Here is a 24,153-nt window from a genome sequence, read left to right as displayed (position 1 = left end):
TTCCTTTATTATTCTGCTGCAGCGGGGTGCTGATCTGAAAGTTCGTTTTGTTTCGCTTTTTCAGCGCGTTTTTGAAGTGTATTATGTGTGAATACAAGTATTGCTTTTGCACCGGTTGGTTGACGATCAGCGATGCGCGCTGAACCACCATGCTCTTCCATAATTCTACGCACAATAGCCAAACCAAGGCCTGTCCCTTTGGTGCGGGTCGTTACATAAGGTTCCATCAGGCGATCTTTTTGATTGGCTGGCAAGCCAAGACCGTTATCTTCAACTGTTATAAGTGTCTTATCTGCTGTCTGCTGCAACGAAACGCGAACAAAGCCTGGTTCAATATTTTCATTATCATGCGTTTTGTCTTTTTCAATCCGACTGTCCACTGCTTCACTTGCATTTTTAATGACGTTAGTCAGAGCCTGTCCAACGAGGCGGCCATCAATTTCAATCGGGGTGATATTATCGCCTACTTCGGTTGTAAAGCTTATCTCAGGTGCGCCGACTTCTTGAAGAAACACAGCCTGACGGACAACATCGGTAATGTCAGTTCCTTTAAATATGGGTGCAGGCATGCGTGCAAATGATGAAAATTCATCAACCATGCGACGTAAATCACCGACTTGACGGATAATTGTATCCGTACATTGTCCAAAAATCTCTTTGTCATTGCTGATTTCTTTTAGGTATTTACGTTTGAGGCGCTCTGCCGATAATTGTATCGGCGTAAGAGGGTTTTTAATCTCATGTGCAATACGGCGTGCTACATCAGCCCACGCTGCTGTCCGTTGATCGGCTAATTGCTCCGTCAAATCATCAAACGTAACAACATAACCGCCGATGCCACCGCCGTCATTACGCTCAACAAAAACGCGCACCATCAAGGTTTGATATTCGCCGTCCATTTCCAGATGAACTTCACCTTTAGCTTCGCCAATATCTGACAATTCGCTTTGTTCAATGATATCAGTGAATTCAGGCAAAACTTCAGTAAGCTTGTTACCAACCAGATCTTCAGGCGTTAGTCTCAACAATTGTAAAGCCGAACGGTTTGGGAGAAATACGGTCGTGTCTTCGTTCAGACCAATGACGCCGGCAGAGACACCTTCAAGCACCTCTTCAAGAAAACGTCGACGCTCGTCAAGTTCGCTATTTGCCTCAATGAGAGCATCTTGATGTTTTGCTAGTTGATCGGTCATTCGGTTAAATGCACGGCTTAATGTACCAACTTCATCACTTGAGGCTACTGTTGGCACACGCGCTTGCAGGTCACCCTGCCCAACACGGTCTGCAGCATCTACAAGGTTTGATAGCGGTGTAACCAAGCGGCTGGAAAACCAAAGGCCAATCCATATCGCGGCAAGCAATATGAGAAGTGCAACAATAATGAATACTACATTGAATTGTAGCTGAATGTCACTGCGTTGACCTTCTAGGTTAACGTAATCTTCAACCGCATCCTGAGTTGCGGTTAAGTACTCAAGTACCTGAGGGCTAAGGTCTCGTGAAACATATAGGAAAGTTGGTCGCAGGAATGAATTTAACTGTATTAAACCCAGAACGTTGTTGCTCTCAAGGTTTGTAGCAATCACGGTTTCGCCTGCTTGCGCGCGTGCTAGCAGGTCCCTTGATATTCGAGGCGTATTAAACGCCAACCCATCGTTCGCACCTGCTAGAATAGAGCCATCTTCACCAGCCCGTTGTTCAATGATAAATACACCGGATAACAAGCGAGTGCTGAGTGCAGTTTGTGCTACATTTTGCAGTGTTATCTGATCTCGTCTCTGAGAAAAATTTAGCTGGTCATAGGCAAAGGCAATTTTGAGCATATCTTTCTGAATATTGGAACGATGCTCAATCATGTATGTTTCAGCAACCTCGAGCGAGTTGTTCAAGGTGAAACGTACTTTCTCACTAAACCAGGACTGAATACCAAAATCCAGAAAGAGTGCGGAAAACACGGTCATGATAATTGGAGGCACAATAGCAATGGCAATAAAGAAACCTGTAACGCGTGCTTGAAGTCTGGAGCCCGCTTTCATGCCTTTTCTTGCAAACCAAATTCGGACAAACCATCGCCCAATCGCGACGCCGAGTGCTAGCAGAAGCGCCAAATTGATTACGAGCAAAACGCGCATCGTTTGCCCCGACGTTACTTCGGTTGGGGCAGATTTTTGGGACATTGTAATATAAGTAGCAATTGCAGATATGACAGCGAGTACAGAAAGCAATACTTCTAGCTTGCCTGCGAGCTTAAGGCGTCGTGCAATTAACATAAATTTTGCAAGACGCCTATTTGGCAATGTCGGTGTTGCAGTCATGATGTCATGCGTATTTTTGTGTATTTTTTGGCTCATAAAAACCTATGATGCATAAATGTCACATTTGTTCTACAAATATCACGCTTAAAATGCGAGAAAAATAAGGCAACAGTTTAATTCACTGGTTGTTTCTTTGTGATTTACGTGTTGCGCGAAGGCATAACGATTTCAAGTTCCCGTATCTTTTTTCGCAGTGTGTTTCTATTTAAGCCAAGCAATTCTGCGGCCTTTACCTGATTACCTGCTGTTGCGGATAGCACTTTTTGAATTAGTGGGCGTTCTATCTCACGCAGAATGCGTGCATGTAGACCGGGTGGAGGAAGGTCGCCTTCATGAAACTCAAAATACTGATCCAAATGCATTCTAACTGTTTGAGACAGGTTACCACCTGTAACGTTCGCCATTATGCTAAGAGGGCCGCCTGCCATTTCCGATGTGGAACGATCAAATTCTGCTTTTACGGTTGCTCCGTTGATTTGGTCACCCGGGTATAATGCACACAAGCGCCGGATAAGGTTTTCAAGCTCGCGAACGTTGCCTGGCCAATCAAAGGATTTCAGGACTTTTTTAGCGCCCTCGGATAAGGTTTTGTATGGCAGACCACTTTCAGCGATTTTAATTAGGAAATGTTCTGCTAAGGCAGGAATATCTTCAGCGCGATCCCGCAAGGGAGGAAGTGAAAGTGGCACAACATTCAGGCGGAAATATAAATCTTCCCTGAATTCACCATCTCTAACCATAATCTGTAAGTTCTTGTTCGTTGCAGCGATAATACGGGTGTTGGTTTTAATGCTGTTACTGCCGCCAACTGTTCGGTATTCGCCTTCTTGTAGAACCCTGAGCAAACGTGTTTGGGCATCAAGAGGCATGTCTCCGATTTCATCAAGAAACAACGTGCCCCCCTTAGCTTGACCAAAGCGTCCTAAAGTACGCGTTTCAGCTCCAGTGAAAGCGCCGCGCTCGTGTCCAAATAATTCACTTTCGATTAATTCTTTCGGGATGGCAGCCATGTTAACTGCAACAAAAGGGTTTTCGCTTCGTGCTCCGTGATCATGCAATGCCCGAGCGACCAACTCCTTACCTGTGCCGCTTTCACCACTGATCAATACTGTGAGTTCGGTATTAACAACGCGCGCCATTGTACGATATATTTCCTGCATAGCAGGTGATGTACCTATCAGGGTATTTTGATCATTTTCTTGATCATTGAGATTGCGCTTGGCTGATTTTTGTAGTGCTTTTTTGACTACACTTACCAGTTCATCAATGTCGAAAGGTTTAGGAAGATAATCAAATGCACCGCTATTGGTGGCCCCCATAGCTGTTGAGAGCGTGTTTTGAGCACTCATGATAATGAATGGTAGCTCAGGTCTGCTGTCGAGTAATTCAGCCATTGTATCAAGACCATTACCGCCGGGCATTATAACATCGGATATTACAACATCGCCCTGCCCGCGTTCTACCACTCGCCTTAATTCGGGTACATCTTCAGCTTCGATAACCATCCAGCCTTCCTGACGAAGGGCTTCGCTCACAACAACACGGATTGTCATATCGTCGTCGGCAACAATGATTGTGGGTTTGTTTTTGCTCATTAGTTTGCGTCCTCAAACATTGCGAGTTGAACCTTAAACAGAGCTCCCCCCTCAGGGTGATTATCTGCTGTTACGGAGCCACCAAAATTGCTTATGTATCTTGCAACTAATGATAGACCAAGGCCGGCACCGCCTTCTTTAGCACTAACGAATGGATCGAAAAGATGGCTAGAAATAGCTGCAGGAATACCGGGGCCATTATCGCGGATAGTTATCTCTATGGGTAGCCGTGTTCGAATACCATCTTTACCTCGCATCCAAATACCATGACGATATGCAGACGATACCGTTATGTCTGCATTTTCACCTGCCGCTTCTGCTGCGTTTTTTACAAGATTAAGGAAAATTTGAACCAGTCGGTCATAGTTACCAACGACTGGCGGCAGTGATGGATCAAAGCGTGGGCGGATTGTTGCTCCTGAAGCGAAGCCTGCAGCAGCGAGGTTTAATACGTGATCTAAAACCTCATGAATGTTTACTGCTTCAAGGTCATCTTGTTCAGATGTGTTGAAGTTCTCCAAATTATCGACAAGATCCTTGATCCTGTCTACCTCTTTGCAAATCAGCTCCGGTAAGCGCGCATGTTTTTCGTCTAATGCGCGTCCCATTAACTGGGCTGCGCCCCTAATGCCTGATAGCGGATTCTTAACTTCATGTGCTAGCATGGCAGCTAAGCCACTAACTGAGCGCGCTGCTGCCTCAACATCATCTCTTTTCTCGAGAAAAGCTGTAATGCGGCGTGGTAAAATAGATAGTAAAATTGTACCTTCGTGATCTATTGGGTTTGCCTGTAAATCGACCAACTCAATATCACCTAAAGGCTGCAGGACAGGAACATCATAACTGTTAAGTGGTGTGTTTTCTTCTCTTGCGCGATTAACGAGACTATGAGCGTCTTTACCGATGCCGCGGAGCAATATTAATTCACTCTCAAGCAAGCTTTCTTTACTGCGTCCGAGAATTGCTTCTGAGTATGCATAAACACCGGCGATACAATTATTTGTATCAATCGTGAGCACACCTTGGCGCAAACTGTTCAATATGTGCTTATCTTGGTCAGGCTGTTGGTTTATTACCATCAGGCCGCAAGCTGATCGCACAAAGGCGAATAGAACGCAGTGATTGCTTCTTTCACAGTTGCAGGATCATCAAGCCTATTAACGTGGTTGCGGAATTCGGCAGAGCCATGCAGACCTTTTGTGTACCAGCCAATATGTTTGCGAGCAATACGAACAGCGGCCTCAACACCGTAGTGAATGAGCATGTCTTCATAGTGTTCCAAAACTGTATTCATTTGCTCATCAAGAGCTGGTGGGGCTATTTTTTCCCCGGTCCTTAAATAGTGCATTGCCTGTGCTACAAACCAAGGGCGGCCATATGTGCCGCGCCCAATCATAACACCATCTGCGCCTGAATCGCTGAGTGCTTGCGTAACATCTTCAAATTCGTTGATATCGCCGTTTACAATAACTGGAAGCGAAACAGCATCCTTAACGATGCCGACTTTTTTCCAATCCGCATGACCGCGGTACATCTGGCAGCGTGTTCTGCCATGAACTACAACCATTTTGATACCTGCCTGCTCAGCAATTTTAGCAAGTTCAGGAGCATTGAAACTGTTGTCATCCCAGCCGAGGCGCATCTTCAGGGTTACGGGTAATGAAACCGCATTAACTGTTGCATGGATAAGCTCTCCTGCATGATCAAGGTCGCGCATTAAGCTTGAACCAGCGTGCCCATTGACTACTTTCTTGACCGGACACCCCATATTTATATCAATGATTGCAGCACCGCGGTCTTCGTTTAGTTTCGCAGCTTCCGCCATTTTTGCGCCTTCACAACCTGCTAACTGAACAGACATAGGGAATTCTTCGGCACAGTTGGTTGACATTTTTTGACTGCGAGCTGTTGCTCTAATCATGGCTTCTGAAGCTATCATTTCAGAAACAACCAACCCAGCACCGTATCTTTTCACAAGTCTGCGAAACGGCATATCTGTAACACCGGACATAGGTGCAAGTATAACGGGGTCTTTGATTTCAACCGGACCAATGCTAATAGCCATAGAAACATATCCTATATGGGAAGTGCCTAATATTTAGGCACTGCTTATGCCAGAACTTCTAATAGAAATCTAGAGCGAGATTTACGATGTCAATACAGCCCGAAAATGGACTATCTGATAGCCCAAAAGACGCCGTTATTTTGGTTGCTGCTGGACGGGGTCATCGTGCTGGCAAAGGTTTGCCTAAACAATATCGCTTACTGCATGGGCGGTCCGTTATCGCTCATACGATTGATGCACTGTTGGAATGCCTTCCTGATGCGGTCATCGTTCCTGTAATTCATGCTGATGACTTTGAACTCTTTAATGCCAGTGGTGTGGAAGTTAGAAACATTCATGAGCCCGTTATTGGCGGTAGCACGCGACAAGCCAGCGTGCGGAATGGTTTAGAGGCATTAGAAGGAAAATCGATTAAGTCGGTGTATATTCACGATGCTGCTCGACCTTTCATAACATCTGAACTGTTCGAGGCTATCTCGATTGCTATGGATGCTGGTGCAAAAGCTGTTGTTCCTGCTCTGCCTGTAGTTGACACGTTGGTACGATTAAATACTGATGATATGCAAGCGAGTAGCGTTGATCGGTCGTCAATTTTTGCTGTACAGACACCGCAGGTATTTCCATATGACGATATATTAAACGCTCACCGTAATGCTGACGATGATAAGTATACGGATGACGCATCAATTTTTCAGGCAAATTGTAGCCAAGTACATTATTGTCCAGGTACACAGCAAAATTTTAAGATAACAACACAAGCTGATTTCTTGAGAGCAGAACAAATGCTGAGAACACAATTAACAGATGTTAGAACAGGCACTGGGTTTGATGTGCACCGCTTTGATGCGGGTGATCATGTTTGGCTTTGTGGTGTGAAAGTGCCTTTTAATTTCTGCCTTAAAGGTCATTCCGACGCAGATGTCGCTTTACATGCTTTAACTGATGCTGTGCTTGCTAGCATCGCTGACGGCGATATCGGTTTTCATTTCCCACCATCAGATGATGCATGGCGAGGTGTTTCCAGCGATAGATTTTTATCGTTTGCCACTGAACGTGTAACTGCCCAAGGTGGTCAGATTACGAACCTTTCTGTAACAATTATATGTGAACTGCCGAAAATTGGCCCTCATATGCAAAATATGCGGCAGAGAATTGCTGAAATTGCGGGTATCGGCATTGATCGTGTTAGCGTGCAGGCAACGACAACAGAACAACTTGGCTTTACTGGACGCGGCGAAGGCATTGCGGCGCAAGCATCGGCAACTGTGCGTCTGCCTGAAAGTAAAAATATATAATGAAACAATCACTTTCGTCATGGAATACGCGATTTAGCTCTCCAGCATATTGGATAGCTGTAGGTTTTGGCTCTGGCCTTTTACGACCAGCCCCAGGTACCTGGGGGTCGTTGGCTGCGCTTGCGATTGCGCACCTGTTTTACGAGATTGGGATTGGTGCGACAGAGTTATTCGTTATTATTATAGCGGCAACCGTTATCGGCACATATGCAATTGATCATATCGAACGCGAAACAGGCGTTCATGATGCCCCAGAAATTGTAATTGATGAGTTTGCAGGCCAATGGCTCGCGTTGTTACCGTTGTTTTATAGTGTGGCATCCATTGAAAAAATAATCGCTGCATTTGTTTTGTTTCGCATATTTGACATATGGAAGCCTTATCCTATTGGTTGGTTAGATAGAAAAGTCTCAGGTGGGTTTGGCGTAATGGTCGATGATTTGGTTGCTGGTGTGTATGCACTTATATGCCTTGAAGTCATTACATACCTTTTCATTTGACGAAGTGAATGGAGCTATCCGATGGATAAAGAAACACTTATTCAGGCCGAAAAAGTACTACGAGCGGCCCGTTTGAAAGGGATGAAGATAGCAACAGCAGAAAGCTGCACGGGCGGCCTTATAGCTGCAGCGCTGACTGAAATTGCTGGCTCTTCTGATGTTGTGGACAGAGGGTTTGTTACATACTCAAATGCAGCAAAACAGCAAATGCTGGGCGTCTCTGCACGTAGTTTAACCGAATTTGGTGCTGTTTCAGAAGCAACAGCAAAAGAAATGGCGTATGGCGCGCTTGCCAATTCAAGAGCAGATATAGCTGTTTCGGTAACCGGTATTGCAGGTCCTAGCGGTGCCACTAAATCTAAACCTGTGGGTACAGTATGGTTTGGATTAGCTGAACAAGGCTCAGCGCCGATTGTTGCTCACATGGTTTTTGAGAACTCGGATCGAAGCGAAGTGCGTAGCAAGACAGTTAAACATGCACTATCAATGATTTTGAATGCATTGGATGTTTAGTCATCGGTGTCACGCCGAGAATATAACTCGTGTGCTCGCTCTTCAAATGCATCTACCATGCGTTCACAGGCTTCAGTAAAAACCCGGCCTATCATTTGCTCTAGAACATGATTTTTGAACTCTAACTCAACGGCAAATTCCACCTGACAGGCACCCTCGCCTTCTGGAATAAATCGCCAATGGTTATATAAGCGCTTCATTGGCCCTTTAATATAGTCAACATCAACTTTACTTGGTTCCAAAAATGTAACGCGTGACGTGAATGTCTCGCGGAACATCTTAAATCCAATGATGACATCGGCATCAAAACTGCTTGGTTTACGATTATATACACGTGCTCCAATGCACCAAGGCAGGAAATCCGGGTACGCTTGCACATCAGCTACAAGTGCAAAAACCTGTTCTGGTGTGTAAGGCAGTATCTTGTTTTCTGTAAACTTGGCCATGTATCACCCTGCATCTATCTAAGATCATCATTAAATTGCCATTCTAGATTGGTAAAGCTCTGATTTAGTACGGACATACACATGATGTTTACTTTAAGAAATAATCATCCAAACCCATTGAATTTCGTAAGAGAATTGACAGCGTACAATCAATAAATGGAAAAGAAATGAAAGTTTCAATATTCACGTTTGCTGCGGTTATTACGACACTGACATACAGCAACGACACGTCGGCGCAAGGTCAACCATCAGGACGGCCTGATATCAAGCCTGAATGGACAGTATCCGTTGGTGGTGGTGTGCTTTTTAACCCGACATATGTCGGCGACGATGATTACCAGCTCTCCCTTTTGCCAAATATTCGTGTGGCGTATGGGAATAGCTTTTTTGCTTCAGTACAAGAAGGTGTTGGATACAATGTAATTAACCAAAATGGATGGCGAGTTGGCCCACTTGTCAAATTTGACTTTGGTCGAGACGAAGGAGGCAATAGCCCGTTCAGAGTAATTGGCAGTGAAACCAATGATCTGGATGGCTTTGGGCAAATTGACTTTACTTTTGAAGCTGGTGGCTTTCTTCAATATGCGGCGCGGAATTTCAGCTCGAAGCTTGAACTTCGGCGCGGAATCAATGGTCACGAAGGCTTTGTTGGTGAATTTGAGGTCAACCGTACTGGTCGTAATACAGTATTTGGAAAAACGGGCATTTTCTCGTTTGGGCCAAAGTTGAAGTTTGCCAATAAGCGTTACAATCAGGCATTTTTTGGCGTGAATGCAGCGCAGGCTACTGGATCAGGGCTTGCACAGTATAATGCAGGCAGTGGTGTCGTGTCTTACGGCGTGTCAGGTTCGCAGATCATACTTCTGTCACGTAATGTCAGCGCAGTTGCTTTTACAGGGTATGACAGGCTTGGCCATGAAGCCAGTGAATCCACCTTAATCGAACAGCGTGGTTCGGCTAACCAATTTAGCGCTGGGTTATTTTTAAGCTATAGCTTTTAAGTTTTATTATTTGCTTTGAGGCTTTTGTTTCTAGCATCACGTAGCTTGGCAAAATCGTCTCCTGCATGATAGCTGGAGCGTGTTAAAGGCGTAGCTGAGATCAAGTGAAAACCTTTGCCTTTGCCCATACGTTCATATGACTTGAATTCGTCAGGGGTGACAAACCGTTCAACTTTTGCATGACGCGGTGTTGGTTGTAGATACTGGCCAATTGTCATGAAATCAATATCTGCCATGCGCATATCGTCCATGACTTGGCTGACTTCTAATCTTTCTTCGCCCAGACCTACCATGATGCCGGATTTGGTAAATATGGATGGGTCAATTTGCTTAACCGTGTCTAGCAAGCGGAGTGAATGATAAAAACGCGCACCTGGGCGAATTTTGGGATACAGGCGTGGCACAGTTTCCAGATTGTGGTTAAACACATCGGGCTTTGCACGAGCAACTTTTTCAATAGCGCCCGGTTTATTGCGGAAGTCAGGTGTTAGAATTTCAATTGTTGTGTGTGGGCTTCTTTCACGGATTGCTTCAATTACGCGAACAAATTGATCTGCACCACCGTCGTCAAGATCATCGCGGTCTACGGATGTGATAACGATGTGATTGAGCCCCATTGCAGCACATGCTTCTGCCGTATTCATTGGCTCTAGCGGATCAACCTGCATAGGACGGCCAGTTTTGATGTTACAGAAGGCACAAGCGCGTGTGCAAGTGTCACCCAAGATCATAACGGTAGCGTGTTTTTTGGACCAACATTCACCAATGTTTGGGCAAGCAGCCTCTTCACAAACAGTGTGCAGGTTTTTGTCACGCATCAGTTTGCGTGTTGCCTGATATTCGCGGCTAACAGGTGCTTTAACGCGTATCCATTTAGGTTTGCGCTGGAACTTTTCGTTATCTTCAGGTTTGTTCATACTGCCCTACTTTATACTGTTCCGTTGAGCGAATAGATTAGCACATACCATTCACAGTTTGACCATTTAAGAATGTGTGGCTGCTTTTACCTGAACGCATAGCTGGTGTCCAGAACAGCGCGATTACTGCAAGTATTAAAAATGGATGGCGCGACCATAAGCATCCAGCACACTTTCATGCATCATTTCAGATAGTGTTGGGTGTGGGAATATGGTGTGCATCAATTCAGCTTCTGTCGTTTCCAGTGTACGTGCAACGGTATACCCTTGAATAAGCTCCGTTACTTCTGCACCGATCATATGTGCACCGAGTAGCTCACCGGTTTTCTTGTCGAAAACCGTCTTAATAAAGCCTTCAACCTCACCGAGGGCAATGGCTTTGCCACTTCCAACAAACGGGAATTTGCCAACACGAATATCAAAGCCGGCTTCTTTGGCTTTTTCTTCTGTCATGCCGACAGAGGCAACTTGCGGCCTACAATATGTACAGCCGGGAATGTTGCCCGTATCAAGCGGATGAACATTGTCGAGACCCGCAATCTTCTCAACAGCGATAATACCTTCATGTGAAGCCTTATGAGCTAGCCATGGTGGCCCAGCTACATCGCCAATCGCCCAAACACCGTTTACACCAGTTTGGCCATAACCATCTGCATCAATGTGGCCGCGATCAACTTTAACGCCAATATCTTCCAGTCCCATATTTTCGACATTACCTGTAATGCCGATTGCCAGAATGACACGGTCAACAGTGATTTCTTCTTTCTTGCCGTTACTTTCAACGATACATGTAACGTTGGTTTTTGATTTCTTTAACTCTGTTACCGATGCAGACTTTTTAATCGTCATACCCTGCTTCTTAAAAGTCTTTTCGGCAAAGGCAGAAACTTCATGGTCTTCTACGGGCAGAATACGGTCCATCATTTCAACAACGGTAACATCGCTGCCCAGATCATTATAAAAACTTGCAAACTCGATACCTATTGCACCCGAACCAATGACCAGCAATTTTTTTGGCATTGTATTAGGAGCAAGTGCATGGCGGTAACTCCAAACCAGATCACCATCTGCTTTCAGGTGCGGTAGTTCCCGTGCACGTGCACCTGTGGCAATGATAATGTTTTTGGCGTTAATATCGCTTGATTTGCCATCTTTACTTTTCACAGATAGCGCATTGGCAGATTTGAAGGATGCTTCTCCTTCAATATGTGTAACTTTGTTTTTCTTTAATAGTGATTTAATGCCGCCTGAAAGCTGTCCTGCAACGCCCCGACTACGTTTTATTATTGCATCAAAATCATAATCGACCGATCCGATTTTAAGACCATAATCAGCGCCGTGTTTAGCCAGATGGTATACTTCAGCGGAGCGAAGCAACGCCTTTGTTGGAATACATCCCCAGTTTAGGCAGATGCCGCCAAGGTTTTCACGTTCAACACATGCAACGCTCATTCCAAGTTGGCCTGCGCGTATGGCTGCAACATAGCCGCCAGGGCCACCACCAATAACAATTAGGTCAAACGAATTACTCATTATGAATCCTCGCAGTTTAGGGCGTTGTATATTCTATATTAAATATGGTCGTGATTTTCTTTACGCAGCGGATCATCGATACCACCGGTATGATCTGTTGATGCATCCTCAATGATCATGACGCTACAGCCTTCACTTGTGTGAGGGCGATGTTCGACACCTTTCGGCACCACAATCATTTCACCAGCATTAAGCGTTACTTCGCGGTCCCGAAATTCCAGATTGAGGGTGCCCTCAATCACCAAAAACATTTCATCTTGGTCATCATGCTGATGCCAGATGAAGTCACCGTCCAATTTGGCCAGATAAATCTGATGGCCATCAACTTTTGAAATAACTTTCGGCGTCCAGGTATCATTAAACAAAGACAGCTTTTGCTGAATATTAATTACATCCATTTCTGTTCTCACAATAACATGGTCATAGGGTCTTCGAGATACCCTTTGAATGCTGCAAGGAATTCTGCACCAACAGCGCCGTCAACGGCTCTATGGTCGCATGACATAGTGCAACTCATTACTGTTGCAACAGCAAGCGCACCGTCTTTAACCACGGGGCGTTGTTCACCTGCCCCGACAGCGAGTATAGCGCCTTGTGGCGGGTTGATGACCGCTGAAAATTCTTTAATGCCAAACATACCAAGGTTAGATAGCGAGAATGTTCCGCCCGCATAATCTTCCGGCATTAGTTTGCCGTCACGTGCTTTTGTCGCTAGTTCTTTGGACGCCTTGGCAATATCTGCTAGGCCCATTTGGTCTGCACCGCGAATTACAGGCGTTACTAGGCCGCCTTCAATCGCAACGGCCATTGAAATATCAGCACGTTCATACCAATACATCTTATCACCAGCAAATTGAACATTAGCCGCAGGCACTTTCTTTAGTGCAAGACCACATGCGCGAATGATAAAATCATTCACTGATAATTTCACACCGCTATCGGCGAGTTTGGCGTTCAATTCTTTACGCTGTGCAAGTAATTTATCCAACTCACATTCAATAGTCAGATAGAAATGTGGAACGGTTGTTTTTGATTCTGTCAAACGCTTGGCAATTGTTTTGCGCATGTTTGACAGTCGTTCTTCACGAACCGGAATGCCATCATGTGCTGGATAGTATGTTTGTGCAACCGTTTTGGATGTGTCTGCAACTGGCGCAGCTTGTATTTCTGTTGTTTGAGCAGAGACTGCTACTGAGCCGCCCTTAAGAGCAGCCTCAACATCGCGTTTAACGATACGCCCATTAGGACCGGTTCCGTTAATTAATGAAAGCGAGACACCTTCCTGCTTTGCAATGCGGCGTGCAAGCGGCGATGCTTTTATGCGGTCACCAGCTGATGGTTGAGCAGGTGCTGGTTTAGGAGTTTCCGTTTTCTGCACTTCTGCTTCGACTTTTTCATCAGGTGCGCTGTTTGGCTGTTTTGCTTCGCTTTTAGTCTCAGGTAACTCTATATCCGCAATGTCTTCGCCTTCTTCTGCTAGAATGGCGATGATCTGACCAACAGGTACATTGTCTGTACCGCCTTCAACGAGGATTTTGGCAACAACACCGTCGTCGATGCTCTCAACTTCCATTGTTGCTTTGTCAGTTTCTATCTCTGCAAGCACATCGCCGGAAGCAACAGTGTCACCAACTTTAACGAGCCATGTAGCTAGTGTGCCCTCTTCCATCGTAGGCGACAGCGCAGGCATGAAAATCTCTATAGCCATTCTATCCTCCTACTCTTCGTAACAAACGGCTTTTGCCGCTGCGATAATTTTGTCAGCATCAACAACGGCGGCCTTTTCCAGGTTGGCGGCATATGGTAGTGGCACATCAACGCTGTTAACGCGTGTTACGGGTGCATCCAACCAATCAAACGCTTGTTCCATCAATTGCGCAGAGATATCGCTGGCAACAGAGCATTGCGGCCACCCTTCTTCTGCCACAACGCAGCGGTTGGTTTTCTTCACACTTTCAATAACAGCATCTATATCTAATGGGCGAATAGTGCGCAGGTCGATGACCTCGGCGCTAATACCCTCTTCCGCCAGTTTTTCTGCAGCTCTTAATGCCTGTCCAACAGTGATTGAGTAGGAAATGATCGTAACATCTGTACCTTCACGGAAAGTGCGTGCTTTTCCGATAGGCACTACATATTCTTCCATATCAGGCACATCGAAGCTTTCGCCGTACATCAATTCGTTTTCAAGGAACACGACAGGGTTCGGGTTACGAATAGCAGCTTTTAGCAAACCTTTGTTATCAGCTGCGTCATAAGGCGCAATAACGATAAGACCCGGTACATTGGCATACCACGATGCATAGTTTTGACTGTGTTGAGCGCCAACACGGCTAGCGGCACCGTTGGGGCCGCGGAATACGATTGGACATTCAACGAGGCCACCTGACATATAGCGTGTTTTTGCTGCAGAGTTGATGATGTGATCAATGGCCTGCATGGCAAAATTGAATGTCATAAATTCAATAACAGGTTTCAGGCCAGCGAAGGCAGCACCAGCACCTAGTCCGGCAAAGCCATGCTCGGTAATGGGCGTGTCTACGACCCGCTCAGAACCAAATTCATCAAGTAATCCTTGTGTTACCTTGTAAGCACCTTGATACTCAGCAACCTCTTCACCCATAACAAATACATCAGGGTCTAGGCGCATTTCCTCTGCCATGGCGTCACGCAGCGCTTCACGCACAGTTATGTTCTGCATCGGTGTGCCATCAGGAATATGAACATCTTCTGCTACTATTGCTGGTTTAGGCTGTGCAGCAGTTTCAGTAACCTCTGTTAATGTTTCTGCCTTAGCGCCTTCGGCGGTATTGCCTTGGTTATCCGGTGCTGAACTAGCTTTAGTTGGCGTATCTAATGCATTAGGGTCTTCGCCTTCTTCCGCCAGAATAGCGATCAAGGTACCAACTTTTACTTCATCAGTACCAGCTTCAACAAGAATTTTGGCAACAACGCCGTCATCTATGCTTTCCACTTCCATTGTTGCTTTGTCAGTTTCAATTTCAGCGAGCACATCACCAGAGGCAACTGTATCACCAACTTTAACAAGCCATGTTGCAAGTGTGCCTTCTTCCATTGTCGGCGAAAGTGCGGGCATCGTAATTTCAATAGCCATTATTCTGCTCCTTACGCCATTACATCTGTATAAAGTTCGCTCAACTCAGGTTCAGGACATTCTTGAGCAAATGCTGCAGCATCAGAAATGATACTTTTCATTTCCTTATCCACGTCTTTCAGAGCAGCTTCGTCCATAACTCCGGCTTTCAGTATCATTTCCTTAACCTGATCAATGGGATCATGTTCTGCCCGCATCTTTTTCACTTCTTCCTTGGAGCGGTACTTAGCAGGGTCTGACATTGAATGACCCCGGTAGCGATATGTTTTCATCTCGAGAATTGCAGGGCCTTTACCTTCACGGCATATCTTTACTGCTTCTTCCATAGCACCGCGAACAGCCAAAACATTCATGCCATCAACTTGCTTGCCTTCAATATTAAAGCTTTCACCGCGGCGGAACAATTCAACCTGCGAACTTGAGCGGCTAACACTGGTACCCATTGCGTATTGATTATTCTCAATGATATAAATAACAGGCAAATTCCATATACGCGCCATATTGAAGCTCTCGTAAACTTGCCCTTGGTTGGCTGCACCATCACCAAAATATGCGACTGACACATTATCCGTCTTACGGTACTTGTTCGCAAAACCAAGGCCTGTTCCCAGCGCTACTTGCGCACCCACAATACCGTGGCCACCATAGAAACCACGAGCGGGATCAAACATATGCATTGAACCACCCTTGCCTTGTGATACACCGCCGGAACGCCCTGTTAACTCTGCCATAACAGCCTTTGGGTCAGCACCTACAGCAAGCAAGTGACCATGTTCGCGGTATCCGCTAATCACTTTGTCGCCGTCTTTCAAAGCTGTCTGAACGCCTGTTACAACAGCTTCTTGACCGATATACAAATGGCAAAATCCACCGATCAGCCCCATTCCATACATCTGACCAGCTTTTTCTTCAAACCGCCGTATCAACAGCATTTGTCGATAAAAGGCAATAAGGTCATCGTCAGATGGTCTATACATCGCTGATTTAACTGCGCGACGACGCGGAGATGCTTTCGTTGATGAAGATTTAGATGTGGATTTTGTTGTGTTTTTCTTAGTGGTCATATCGGCCTTCCTGAAAAGGTCGCGGGGAAACGCCCAACGCTTACAAAACTCGCCTATGGATACAGGGGAAAAATGAAATTTGCAATATCATATAAGTATATGAAATAAATGTGAAATATTAAATTAACTTAAAGTTAGTTAATCGTTTGTGATTAGTTAGTTATAACAATCACTTCGTCGGGGTGTGTAAAGCCAAGACGAACACGGACTTGTTGTTCAAGCATATCGGGGTCAACTTTTGTACCTGACATTGCACGTGTGCGGCTTTCCATCATGAGGCGTTCTGTACGAACAGCTTGAGCGAGGGCAAGTAGTTCTTGTTCTTGTACTTGTAAGTTTTTAAGAGCACTAATACTGTTAGCTCCGTTAAAGGCATGAAAAGCAAAATAAGCCACAAGAAGCATCCAGAACCCAGCCTGCCAGCTGCGCCCCATTCCGTGTATTATGTTTCCGATTCTTTTCATGATTCGAATCATCTCATTCTCGAGTCGCATAAGCAAGAGAAAAGTGAACAAATCAGGCGATTTTTATTGTAAATCGCTATTTTAAAGCTTTGATTTTTATTGTGATTCGAAATGATAGATTATTGCGCGGAAATCAGATGAGTTTGACCACCGCGCAGTGTGGTTTTTTTATTTTTTTAAAATGCTCGTGCCAGCATAAACTGCCGAAGCGCCAAGTTCTTCTTCAATGCGAATTAACTGATTGTACTTAGCCAACCGGTCAGAACGCGCGAGTGACCCTGTTTTTATCTGACCACAATTCAGAGCAACAGCCAGATCAGCAATGGTTGCATCTTCAGTTTCGCCAGAACGATGAGACATTACCGATGTATATTTTGCACGGTGTGCCATGTCCACGGCCTGCATCGTTTCAGATAATGTTCCGATTTGATTAACTTTGACGAGTATGGAGTTAGCAACACCCTTCTCGATACCTTCAGCAAGACGCGTAGGGTTAGTAACGAATAAGTCGTCACCAACGAGTTGGCATTTGTCGCCTATTGCTTCCGTTAGTGCCTTCCAGCCTTCCCAGTCATCTTCGTCCATACCGTCCTCAATGGATATAATAGGATAACGGTTAACAAGATCTGTCCAGTACGCGACAAGTTCTGTTGACGTTAATTTTTTGTCTTCACCTTTGAGGTGGTAAACGCCGTCTTCATAAAATTCTGATGCGGCGGCATCCATAGCAAGATAAACATCTTCGCCGGCCTTGTAACCAGCGCTTTCAATAGCTGCCATGATGAATTTAATTGCTTCTTCGCTGCCACCAAGGTTTGGGGCAAACCCGCCCTCGTCACCAACAGCAGTGTTGTGACCAGCAGCTTTCAGCTTATCTTTTAACTCATGGAATATTTCTGCACCCATGCGTATCGCGTCTGTGCAACTATCCGCATTGACGGGCATTATCATAAATTCTTGAACGTCGATGGGGTTGTCTGCATGCTCGCCGCCATTGATGATGTTCATCATTGGTACGGGCATTACATGTGCATGTGCACCGCCGATGTATCGATATAATGGCATGCCAATGCTATCTGCGCTGGCTTTTGCTATAGCCATAGATATGCCAAGGATAGCGTTGGCTCCTACGCGGCTTTTGTTTTCTGTCCCATCAAGGTCACGCATAATCTGATCAATGGTAAGTTGGTCTTCAGCATCAAGACCGACCAGAGCTTCAAATAGTTCTCCGTTTACAGCATCAACTGCATCTAACACACCCTTGCCGCGGTAGCGGCCACCACCATCGCGCAGTTCAACAGCTTCGTATGCACCTGTTGATGCGCCAGACGGCACAGCTGCACGTCCAAATGAACCGTCATCAAGAATAACGTCAACTTCAACAGTTGGGTTTCCGCGACTATCTAAAATTTCGCGCCCAATAATATCGATAATGGCAGTCATCGAGTAAATCCTAAATAAATGAAATGGCCTGCACTAAATGCAGTAAAACAGTATTTTATTACTCGTAATGCAGGAAACTCGCAAGGACTACTGGTTGATTGTTTTGATGTTACGTGATCAGTATTGGATGATGTTTGCCTGGTCAGGTAAATAACAAAGTGATTGTACTTGTTACGGGGAGATTAAAGTGAATTATTGGAAACTAAAATTTGTCTTGGTGTGTTCACTGGTTTTCATATTCTCAGCTGGCAAATCTATAAGCGCGAGCGAGCTGGATTATGTATCTGAGTTTCGCAGTAATAATGCACTCAGAATATTGAATGATTTTAAAGAATTTCTCTCCATTCCCAATACTGGTGCTCGTAAAGGTCAGAAACAAAAAAATGCAGAGTGGATTACAGAGTATATCGCTAAGCGTGGGTTTGATTCTCAAATTGTGAGAGCTGGCGGAGCGCCCTATGTAATTGCAGAGCGCTTGGTAGATGGTGCAACAACGACTGTATTATTTTATGCGCATTTTGATGGACAGCCAGCTATAGCCGAAAACTGGGCTTCGCCACCATTTGAGCCAACGCTTCGTGCCGGTACCGTTGAAGGCGGTGCGCCCGTCATATCATGGCCTAAGGACAATGATTCCATAGACCCTATGTGGCGGATATTTGCGCGATCTGCGGGTGATGATAAAGCTCCTGTAATTGCTCTGATGGCTGCTTTGGATGCGATGCAAGCAGCTGGTATTCAACCTTCAATCAACATTAAACTTATTTTGGATGGTGAAGAAGAAATTGGTAGCCCAACGCTTGATAAGATTCTGAAGGCACATGGTAACCTGCTTAAGAGTGATCTTATTCTTTTCTGCGATGCGCCTCTGCATCAAAGCGGCAAACGGCAGCTTGTATACGGTATGCGAGGTGCAATGACCCTGGAACTGGAAACATATGGTCCTGCTCGTCCGCTTCATAGCGGCCATTATGGAAATTGGGCACCAAACCCTACGGATATAATGATCCGTGCATTGAATAGTTTAAAGAATGAAGATGGCAGTATCGCTGTTGCAAACTTTTACGATGATGTGCCTTCAATTACACCTGCCGAAAGCGCGGCAATTGCCGCTATCCCTAATATTGATGACAGTCTGAAAAATGAATTGGCATTGGCTGAAAGAGAGCGACCAGAGAAACGCATTGAAGAACTGGTCATGGAACCAGCAATTGTCATTAAGGGTTTTCAGGCTGGAGGTGTTGAGGATAAATCACGCAATATTATTCAGCCAACCGCAAAGGCATCAATTAACTTCAGGCTTGTTAAAAATCAAACACCTAGAGGTGTTGAGCGCAAGATTGAAGCGCATTTCCGATCGCTTGGTTATCGTGTGGTGAGAACCGCGCCGTCACTTGATGATAGGCGAAAATATCCTCGTATCATTAAACTTGATTGGCGTCCTGGTGGTTACGGTGCATTCAAAACACCACTTGATGGCAAAGAATCGCTTAAACTTGTCTCAATACTTGATCAAATTGACGGCCAAAAGACCATGCAAACCCCAACGCTTGGCGGTAGTTTGCCAATCGTGGTTTTTGAGAGAAACCTGAAAGCACCTATCATTGTTTTGCCTATTGCCAATCATGATAACAATCAACATGGACGTAATGAAAACATGCGCATTCAAAACTTGTGGGACGCAATATCGATTTATGCGGCGGTTATACAGAATTACGGCAAGTAACCGTGGTCCATTTATGCTGTCGGTTATTTTGACCGTTGATTAAAGGTCGTAATAATCTTCGATTGCGTAATAGAAGTTGCGAACGCGCTCAATGTAATTGGGAGGGATATTGCCCTCCATGCCTTTGGTGAGCAGAATTATTTTTGCTTTCAAGTCGGCTAAATTGTTGCGTTTATGATCTTTTTCGGGCTCTAGAGACAACCTTAATTCTGCTTCACCTAACAATGCATCAAGCCGAGGCAATGTCCACATCGCAAAACCCTCAGAGAAATTGCGCATATCCAATAGGTTGTCATTTAGTTTGCGCCACGGAAATGATGCTCCTACAAGTTTAAGTTCTTGAAGGCGGAGCCGAAGCTGTAGTTCCTTTGCGTCTTTATCTCGTGAAAATGCATAGGTTCTAGCTGCAGCGAAATAACGTGTAGACGATTGAACATCGCCGGCTGTTCCTGTTGCGTTTGCAGCAGCGATATTCAATGAAAGTCTTCGCGCTGCTGGCAAGTTAGCTGGCTGTAAACTGAGTGCAGTTTGCCACGCCTCTGTAACGCGTGCTTTGTCTTTTCTACTGCTTGCTGAACGAGCGCGAATAAGGGCAAGGTCTGATGATAACGCAGTTGTTGTACCGTAAAAATGTTTTAAATCGCGCCACGCGCTTTCAATTAAACGATCTGCTTCAAATAATTTTTCATTGTCTAGTGTGTCCCGGTAATGCGTCACAATATATTGAGCATCAGTAAAAGCTTTTTGAGCCTGTTTCTGGCGATCTGCATGCGCGGGAGATAGCGCAAGAAATGACATGAAAACACATAATATGAATGTATATTGATGCATCGGAGCCTCGTAAATTTTGTTACTAACACCGGCAAATTTTGCTCGTGCGTAATTAATCAAAACTAGACAATGCAAAAAGGAGGCCGAAACCTCCTAATATATAAAAATTATGCAAATGATTAGCGTGTTTATTTTAAACTAATCTGCTCTGTGCTACAGCAGCCTTGACAAAACTGGCAAATAAGGGGTGCGGATCAAGAGGCTTTGATTTTAGTTCTGGATGGAACTGAACACCAATAAACCAAGGGTGGTCTGGGAGCTCAATTATTTCAGGCAAAGCGCCATCGGGTGACATGCCCGAGAATAAAACGCCGGCTTTTTCGAGTTTCTCAACATATCCAACATTAACTTCATATCTATGGCGGTGTCGCTCTGAAATAACTGTATTACCGTATATCTCTGCGGTTTTAGATCCTTCTTTCAGGTGTGCTGTATAGGCACCTAAGCGCATTGTGCCGCCAAGTTCAGTTTCTTCTGTCCTTGTTTCAATGCTTCCATCTGCACTTACCCATTCGGTAATTAAACCGACAACAGGATTATCGTGTTCTTCAAATTCAGTGGAGCTTGCTTCTGTATGACCAGCCAGGTTGCGCGCAGCTTCAATCGTTGCCATTTGCATGCCAAGGCAGATGCCAAAGTATGGCACACCGCGCTCGCGGGCAAACTTAACTGCGGCTATCTTGCCTTCGGTCCCTCGTTTACCAAAACCACCTGGTACAAGAATAGCGTTTACGTTTTCAAGTTTTGTAATTGCGTCTTCTTGTTCGAATAATTCAGATTCGATCCATTCAATGTTAACTTTAACTTTATTTGCAATACCGCCATGAATCAGCGCTTCGTTGAGTGATTTATAGGCGTCTCTTAGGCCAGTGTATTTGCCAACAACAGCAATTGTTACTTCACCTTCCGGATTTTCAACCCGGTCCATGATGTCTTCCCAGCGGTGCAAATCAGGCACTTGTGAATGTGCAAGCCCAAATGCCTTCAGTACTTCAACATCAAGTCCTTCTTTATGGTAGTTTACCGGAACAGAATAAATGGACGGCGCATCCAGTGCAGGAATAACGGCGGTTTCAGATACATTGCAATAGAGTGACATTTTGCGACGTTCAGAATCTGGGATCGGGTGCTCTGATCGACAAACAAGAATATCTGGCTGAATACCAATAGAACGTAGATCGCGCACACTGTGTTGAGTTGGCTTTGTTTTCAACTCACCTGCAGCGGCCAAGTAAGGCACCAGCGTTAAATGCACAAAAATGGAGCGCCCACGGCCAAGGTCGATTGAAAGTTGGCGAATAGCTTCCATAAACGGTGCGGCTTCAATGTCACCTGCTGTGCCACCAATCTCGCAAAGCATAAAGTCAATATTATCTTGATCAGCCAACGCAAACTCTTTGATGGCGTCAGTAACATGTGGAATTACCTGAACTGTACCACCAAGATAGTCACCGCGTCGTTCTTTGCTGATGATCTGCTGATATATCCGTCCAGAGGTAATATTATCGCTTTGACGTGAAGCAACACCTGTAAAGCGCTCATAGTGACCAAGGTCTAGGTCTGTTTCAGCACCATCATCTGTTACATATACTTCACCGTGTTGATACGGGCTCATTGTTCCAGGGTCTACATTCAAGTAGGGATCCAACTTACGTAAACGTACAGAGTATCCGCGGGCCTGTAATAATGCGCCTAGCGACGCAGACAGGAGCCCTTTTCCTAATGAACTAACAACACCGCCTGTGATGAATATATAACGCGTCATAAAGCCTCTCATGCAAAATGATATAGTCCACTCGTTGTGGACATATCTTTCTCACCATGACTACAGAGCTAATCTGTAAATCAAAATCTTGTTTTTAGTCTCTATAAAAGAGAAGCGGGGGCTCTTGGCCCCCGCGTTTTAGTCTCTTATCCCTCGCCGTCCTGTGGGACGGTTGGTATTTCAGGGAGCACATTTTCCTGATTTTGCTCTCCTTGCTCTATCGCCTGATCAATCACCGAAGCGTTGTCATCGTTGTTGGCTGATATCCAGCCCAATGCCAAAGAGTTAGCAAGAAAGATAATGGCAAGCCATTTTGTCGTTTTGGACAAGGCATCGCCAGCGCCGCGCGCTGTCATCATGCCACCTGCGCCGCCGCCGATACCAAGTGCACCGCCTTCAGAGCGTTGCAACAATATTGTGGTGACCATTGCAATTGCAACAATCAGGTGGATGGTTAATAAAATCGTTTCCATCGGTATAATCCGTCTGGTTATTTAGCGCTATAACGAGCGCACACTACAAAGCGCGGTTTCTATCCTAAATTACGCCTAGTTGCCAAGTGAAAAAGCTATTTTCTGTATGCGTCGATGATTCCGTTGAAATCTTCTGCTTTTAAACTGGCGCCACCAACAAGGGCACCGTTGACGTTTTCAACACTCATAAGTTCATCGGCATTGGACGGTTTAACTGACCCTCCGTACAAAATTGCAATGCCCTTCCCTGCTTCGGTAAAACGGTCAACAAGTTGTTTGCGAATAGCTGCATGAACATCTGCAACATCTTGAACGGTTGGCGTACGCCCTGTGCCAATCGCCCATACAGGTTCATATGCAATTATAAAATCATCGGCTGATGCATCCGAAGGTATAGAATCGATCACTTGTGACAATACCACTGAAAGTGTTTGACCTGCATCGCGCTGTGATTCTGTTTCACCCACACAAATGATTGCTTTAAGGCCAATATGTATTGCTGCCTTGGCCTTTGCTGAAACGATTTCATTAGTTTCGCCGTGGTCAGCACGTCGTTCAGAGTGACCAATTATCACATATGACGCACCGGTATCTTTAATCATTTCTGCACTAATGTCGCCGGTGTGTGCTCCGGAGCTATTCATATGACAATCTTGCGCCCCGATCGCAACTGAGGTTGGCGTTTGCATTGCAAACGCGGATAATAGTGTAAATGGTGGGCAGATCAGCACGTCACAATCTGCTTTTACCCCTTTGTCCAACATCCCAGCTAAAGCATCTAGTTGCGCAATACTGTCACTTAGACCATTCATTTTCCAGTTGCCGGCGACTATCGATTTTGGGTGCGTCATCAATTGTTTCTTTCAATGTCAAAGTTGGTTTGCATAACGAGTGCAAACGGCGATTAACGATGTACCTATCAAATTTCATTTTGTATCGCTAGCGCGATTGATAGATTAATTTGCTCGTTTTGACGCCGAACTACATCGTCAGACTTGTTTTTCAAGGTTTGCAGCGCTAAGGATGCTGTCTTGTAATTAAAGGTGACATGCTGGCAGACTGTATAGTGGTCACATTGGGTATTTGATAAAG

At 45.2% G+C, this 24,153-nt stretch carries 22 protein-coding genes; 5 read left to right on the top strand and 17 right to left on the bottom strand.

Annotated features, from left to right (window positions below; genetic code table 11):
- Positions 1 to 8: 8 nt before the first annotated feature.
- From OEU88_RS10640 to dusB, 4 genes are all read right to left on the bottom strand, one after another.
- Positions 9 to 2,315, bottom strand: a complete 2,307-nt coding sequence (locus OEU88_RS10640) for a sensor histidine kinase NtrY-like (protein WP_262695149.1) — start codon at positions 2,313 to 2,315, stop codon at positions 9 to 11.
- A gap of 140 nt (positions 2,316 to 2,455) precedes the next feature.
- Positions 2,456 to 3,910 carry a nitrogen regulation protein NR(I) gene (gene ntrC, locus OEU88_RS10635; protein ID WP_262695148.1) on the bottom strand — a complete coding sequence of 485 codons (1,455 nt, stop codon included), beginning with the start codon at positions 3,908 to 3,910 and terminating at the stop codon, positions 2,456 to 2,458.
- Positions 3,910 to 4,989, bottom strand: coding sequence for a two-component system sensor histidine kinase NtrB (locus tag OEU88_RS10630; RefSeq protein WP_262695147.1), 1,080 nt, complete (start codon positions 4,987 to 4,989; stop codon positions 3,910 to 3,912). Before OEU88_RS10630 ends, ntrC begins: the two co-directional genes overlap by 1 nt.
- Complete coding sequence (gene dusB, locus OEU88_RS10625) at positions 4,989 to 5,975, bottom strand: tRNA dihydrouridine synthase DusB (protein WP_262695146.1); 987 nt, start codon at positions 5,973 to 5,975, stop codon at positions 4,989 to 4,991. The genes OEU88_RS10630 and dusB overlap by 1 nt, the downstream gene beginning before the upstream one ends.
- Before the next feature lie 86 nt (positions 5,976 to 6,061).
- Between dusB and OEU88_RS10620 the strand changes: the two genes are divergently transcribed.
- The 3 genes from OEU88_RS10620 to OEU88_RS10610 are packed head-to-tail and all read left to right on the top strand — an operon-like array spanning position 6,062 to position 8,283.
- Positions 6,062 to 7,270: a bifunctional 2-C-methyl-D-erythritol 4-phosphate cytidylyltransferase/2-C-methyl-D-erythritol 2,4-cyclodiphosphate synthase gene (locus OEU88_RS10620; RefSeq protein WP_262695145.1), complete on the top strand. Its 1,209-nt coding sequence runs from the start codon at positions 6,062 to 6,064 to the stop codon at positions 7,268 to 7,270.
- Positions 7,270 to 7,770, top strand: a complete 501-nt coding sequence (locus OEU88_RS10615; RefSeq protein ID WP_262695144.1) for a phosphatidylglycerophosphatase A family protein — start codon at positions 7,270 to 7,272, stop codon at positions 7,768 to 7,770. Before OEU88_RS10620 ends, OEU88_RS10615 begins: the two co-directional genes overlap by 1 nt.
- 21 nt (positions 7,771 to 7,791) lie before the next feature.
- Positions 7,792 to 8,283, top strand: a complete 492-nt coding sequence (locus OEU88_RS10610) for a CinA family protein (RefSeq protein ID WP_262695143.1) — start codon at positions 7,792 to 7,794, stop codon at positions 8,281 to 8,283.
- On the opposite strand, the gene OEU88_RS10605 is transcribed toward OEU88_RS10610, so the two are convergent.
- Positions 8,280 to 8,729: a type II toxin-antitoxin system RatA family toxin gene (locus tag OEU88_RS10605; protein WP_262695142.1), complete on the bottom strand. Its 450-nt coding sequence runs from the start codon at positions 8,727 to 8,729 to the stop codon at positions 8,280 to 8,282. The genes OEU88_RS10610 and OEU88_RS10605 overlap by 4 nt on opposite strands.
- A 167-nt stretch (positions 8,730 to 8,896) precedes the next feature.
- Here OEU88_RS10605 and OEU88_RS10600 point away from each other — a divergent pair, with 167 nt between their 5' ends.
- Positions 8,897 to 9,730: a MipA/OmpV family protein gene (locus OEU88_RS10600; RefSeq protein WP_262695141.1), complete on the top strand. Its 834-nt coding sequence runs from the start codon at positions 8,897 to 8,899 to the stop codon at positions 9,728 to 9,730.
- On the opposite strand, the gene lipA is transcribed toward OEU88_RS10600, so the two are convergent.
- The 8 genes from lipA to eno all read right to left on the bottom strand — a co-directional run bounded on the left by lipA (position 9,727) and on the right by eno (position 18,266).
- A complete protein-coding gene (gene lipA / locus OEU88_RS10595; protein ID WP_262695140.1) occupies positions 9,727 to 10,647 on the bottom strand; it encodes a lipoyl synthase in 921 nt (306 codons plus the stop codon). The genes OEU88_RS10600 and lipA overlap by 4 nt on opposite strands.
- Before the next feature lie 135 nt (positions 10,648 to 10,782).
- A complete protein-coding gene (gene lpdA / locus OEU88_RS10590; RefSeq protein ID WP_394805261.1) occupies positions 10,783 to 12,183 on the bottom strand; it encodes a dihydrolipoyl dehydrogenase in 1,401 nt (466 codons plus the stop codon).
- A 35-nt stretch (positions 12,184 to 12,218) separates the two neighbouring features.
- Positions 12,219 to 12,578, bottom strand: coding sequence for a cupin domain-containing protein (locus OEU88_RS10585; protein WP_262695138.1), 360 nt, complete (start codon positions 12,576 to 12,578; stop codon positions 12,219 to 12,221).
- Between the two features lie 8 nt (positions 12,579 to 12,586).
- Positions 12,587 to 13,888, bottom strand: a complete 1,302-nt coding sequence (locus tag OEU88_RS10580; protein WP_262695137.1) for a pyruvate dehydrogenase complex dihydrolipoamide acetyltransferase — start codon at positions 13,886 to 13,888, stop codon at positions 12,587 to 12,589.
- 9 nt (positions 13,889 to 13,897) lie between these two features.
- Positions 13,898 to 15,295, bottom strand: coding sequence for a pyruvate dehydrogenase complex E1 component subunit beta (locus OEU88_RS10575; protein ID WP_262695136.1), 1,398 nt, complete (start codon positions 15,293 to 15,295; stop codon positions 13,898 to 13,900).
- A gap of 11 nt (positions 15,296 to 15,306) precedes the next feature.
- Positions 15,307 to 16,359, bottom strand: a complete 1,053-nt coding sequence (gene pdhA, locus OEU88_RS10570; RefSeq protein WP_262695135.1) for a pyruvate dehydrogenase (acetyl-transferring) E1 component subunit alpha — start codon at positions 16,357 to 16,359, stop codon at positions 15,307 to 15,309.
- Between the two features lie 152 nt (positions 16,360 to 16,511).
- Complete coding sequence (locus OEU88_RS10565) at positions 16,512 to 16,823, bottom strand: FtsB family cell division protein (protein ID WP_262695134.1); 312 nt, start codon at positions 16,821 to 16,823, stop codon at positions 16,512 to 16,514.
- Between the two features lie 168 nt (positions 16,824 to 16,991).
- On the bottom strand, positions 16,992 to 18,266 hold the full coding sequence (gene eno, locus OEU88_RS10560) for a phosphopyruvate hydratase (protein WP_262695133.1): 1,275 nt from the start codon (positions 18,264 to 18,266) through the stop codon (positions 16,992 to 16,994).
- A 187-nt stretch (positions 18,267 to 18,453) separates the two neighbouring features.
- Here eno and OEU88_RS10555 point away from each other — a divergent pair, with 187 nt between their 5' ends.
- On the top strand, positions 18,454 to 19,992 hold the full coding sequence (locus OEU88_RS10555; RefSeq protein WP_262695132.1) for a M20/M25/M40 family metallo-hydrolase: 1,539 nt from the start codon (positions 18,454 to 18,456) through the stop codon (positions 19,990 to 19,992).
- A 39-nt stretch (positions 19,993 to 20,031) separates the two neighbouring features.
- Here the strand turns inward: OEU88_RS10555 and OEU88_RS10550 are convergent, their stop codons facing one another.
- From OEU88_RS10550 to tpiA, 4 genes are all read right to left on the bottom strand, one after another.
- Entirely contained in the window at positions 20,032 to 20,790 is a 759-nt protein-coding gene (locus tag OEU88_RS10550) for a hypothetical protein (protein WP_262695131.1), read from the bottom strand.
- Positions 20,791 to 20,956: 166 nt separating this feature from the next.
- Positions 20,957 to 22,588, bottom strand: a complete 1,632-nt coding sequence (locus OEU88_RS10545; RefSeq protein WP_262695130.1) for a CTP synthase — start codon at positions 22,586 to 22,588, stop codon at positions 20,957 to 20,959.
- 146 nt (positions 22,589 to 22,734) lie between these two features.
- On the bottom strand, positions 22,735 to 23,061 hold the full coding sequence (secG, locus tag OEU88_RS10540; protein ID WP_262695129.1) for a preprotein translocase subunit SecG: 327 nt from the start codon (positions 23,059 to 23,061) through the stop codon (positions 22,735 to 22,737).
- A 95-nt stretch (positions 23,062 to 23,156) separates the two neighbouring features.
- On the bottom strand, positions 23,157 to 23,912 hold the full coding sequence (gene tpiA, locus OEU88_RS10535; RefSeq protein WP_262695128.1) for a triose-phosphate isomerase: 756 nt from the start codon (positions 23,910 to 23,912) through the stop codon (positions 23,157 to 23,159).
- Between the last annotated feature and the right edge of the window lie 241 nt (positions 23,913 to 24,153).

The sequence above is a fragment of the Kordiimonas aquimaris genome (assembly GCF_025574485.1).
Taxonomy (GTDB): Bacteria; Pseudomonadota; Alphaproteobacteria; order Sphingomonadales; family Kordiimonadaceae; genus Kordiimonas; species Kordiimonas aquimaris.
The sequence above is the reverse complement of the archived record's forward strand: the minus strand, read 5'-3'. Positions and strand labels throughout refer to the sequence as shown.

Excerpts from the sequence above, each read along its gene's own strand:
- OEU88_RS10600 (WP_262695141.1), top strand. The coding sequence starts at position 8,897 with ATGAAAGTTTCAATATTCACGTTTGCTGCGGTTATTACGACACTGACA.
- lipA (WP_262695140.1), bottom strand. The coding sequence starts at position 10,647 with ATGAACAAACCTGAAGATAACGAAAAGTTCCAGCGCAAACCTAAATGG.
- OEU88_RS10565 (WP_262695134.1), bottom strand. The coding sequence starts at position 16,823 with ATGAAAAGAATCGGAAACATAATACACGGAATGGGGCGCAGCTGGCAG.
- tpiA (WP_262695128.1), bottom strand. The coding sequence starts at position 23,912 with ATGACGCACCCAAAATCGATAGTCGCCGGCAACTGGAAAATGAATGGT.
- OEU88_RS10585 (WP_262695138.1), bottom strand. The coding sequence starts at position 12,578 with ATGGATGTAATTAATATTCAGCAAAAGCTGTCTTTGTTTAATGATACC.
- OEU88_RS10630 (WP_262695147.1), bottom strand. The coding sequence starts at position 4,989 with ATGGTAATAAACCAACAGCCTGACCAAGATAAGCACATATTGAACAGT.
- pdhA (WP_262695135.1), bottom strand. The coding sequence starts at position 16,359 with ATGACCACTAAGAAAAACACAACAAAATCCACATCTAAATCTTCATCA.
- OEU88_RS10620 (WP_262695145.1), top strand. The coding sequence starts at position 6,062 with ATGTCAATACAGCCCGAAAATGGACTATCTGATAGCCCAAAAGACGCC.
- secG (WP_262695129.1), bottom strand. The coding sequence starts at position 23,061 with ATGGAAACGATTTTATTAACCATCCACCTGATTGTTGCAATTGCAATG.
- dusB (WP_262695146.1), bottom strand. The coding sequence starts at position 5,975 with ATGGCTATTAGCATTGGTCCGGTTGAAATCAAAGACCCCGTTATACTT.
- OEU88_RS10545 (WP_262695130.1), bottom strand. The coding sequence starts at position 22,588 with ATGACGCGTTATATATTCATCACAGGCGGTGTTGTTAGTTCATTAGGA.
- ntrC (WP_262695148.1), bottom strand. The coding sequence starts at position 3,910 with ATGAGCAAAAACAAACCCACAATCATTGTTGCCGACGACGATATGACA.
- OEU88_RS10575 (WP_262695136.1), bottom strand. The coding sequence starts at position 15,295 with ATGGCTATTGAAATTACGATGCCCGCACTTTCGCCGACAATGGAAGAA.
- OEU88_RS10550 (WP_262695131.1), bottom strand. The coding sequence starts at position 20,790 with ATGTCATTTCTTGCGCTATCTCCCGCGCATGCAGATCGCCAGAAACAG.
- OEU88_RS10580 (WP_262695137.1), bottom strand. The coding sequence starts at position 13,888 with ATGGCTATAGAGATTTTCATGCCTGCGCTGTCGCCTACGATGGAAGAG.
- OEU88_RS10640 (WP_262695149.1), bottom strand. The coding sequence starts at position 2,315 with ATGACTGCAACACCGACATTGCCAAATAGGCGTCTTGCAAAATTTATG.
- eno (WP_262695133.1), bottom strand. The coding sequence starts at position 18,266 with ATGACTGCCATTATCGATATTATTGGGCGCGAAATTTTAGATAGTCGC.
- OEU88_RS10610 (WP_262695143.1), top strand. The coding sequence starts at position 7,792 with ATGGATAAAGAAACACTTATTCAGGCCGAAAAAGTACTACGAGCGGCC.
- OEU88_RS10615 (WP_262695144.1), top strand. The coding sequence starts at position 7,270 with ATGAAACAATCACTTTCGTCATGGAATACGCGATTTAGCTCTCCAGCA.
- OEU88_RS10605 (WP_262695142.1), bottom strand. The coding sequence starts at position 8,729 with ATGGCCAAGTTTACAGAAAACAAGATACTGCCTTACACACCAGAACAG.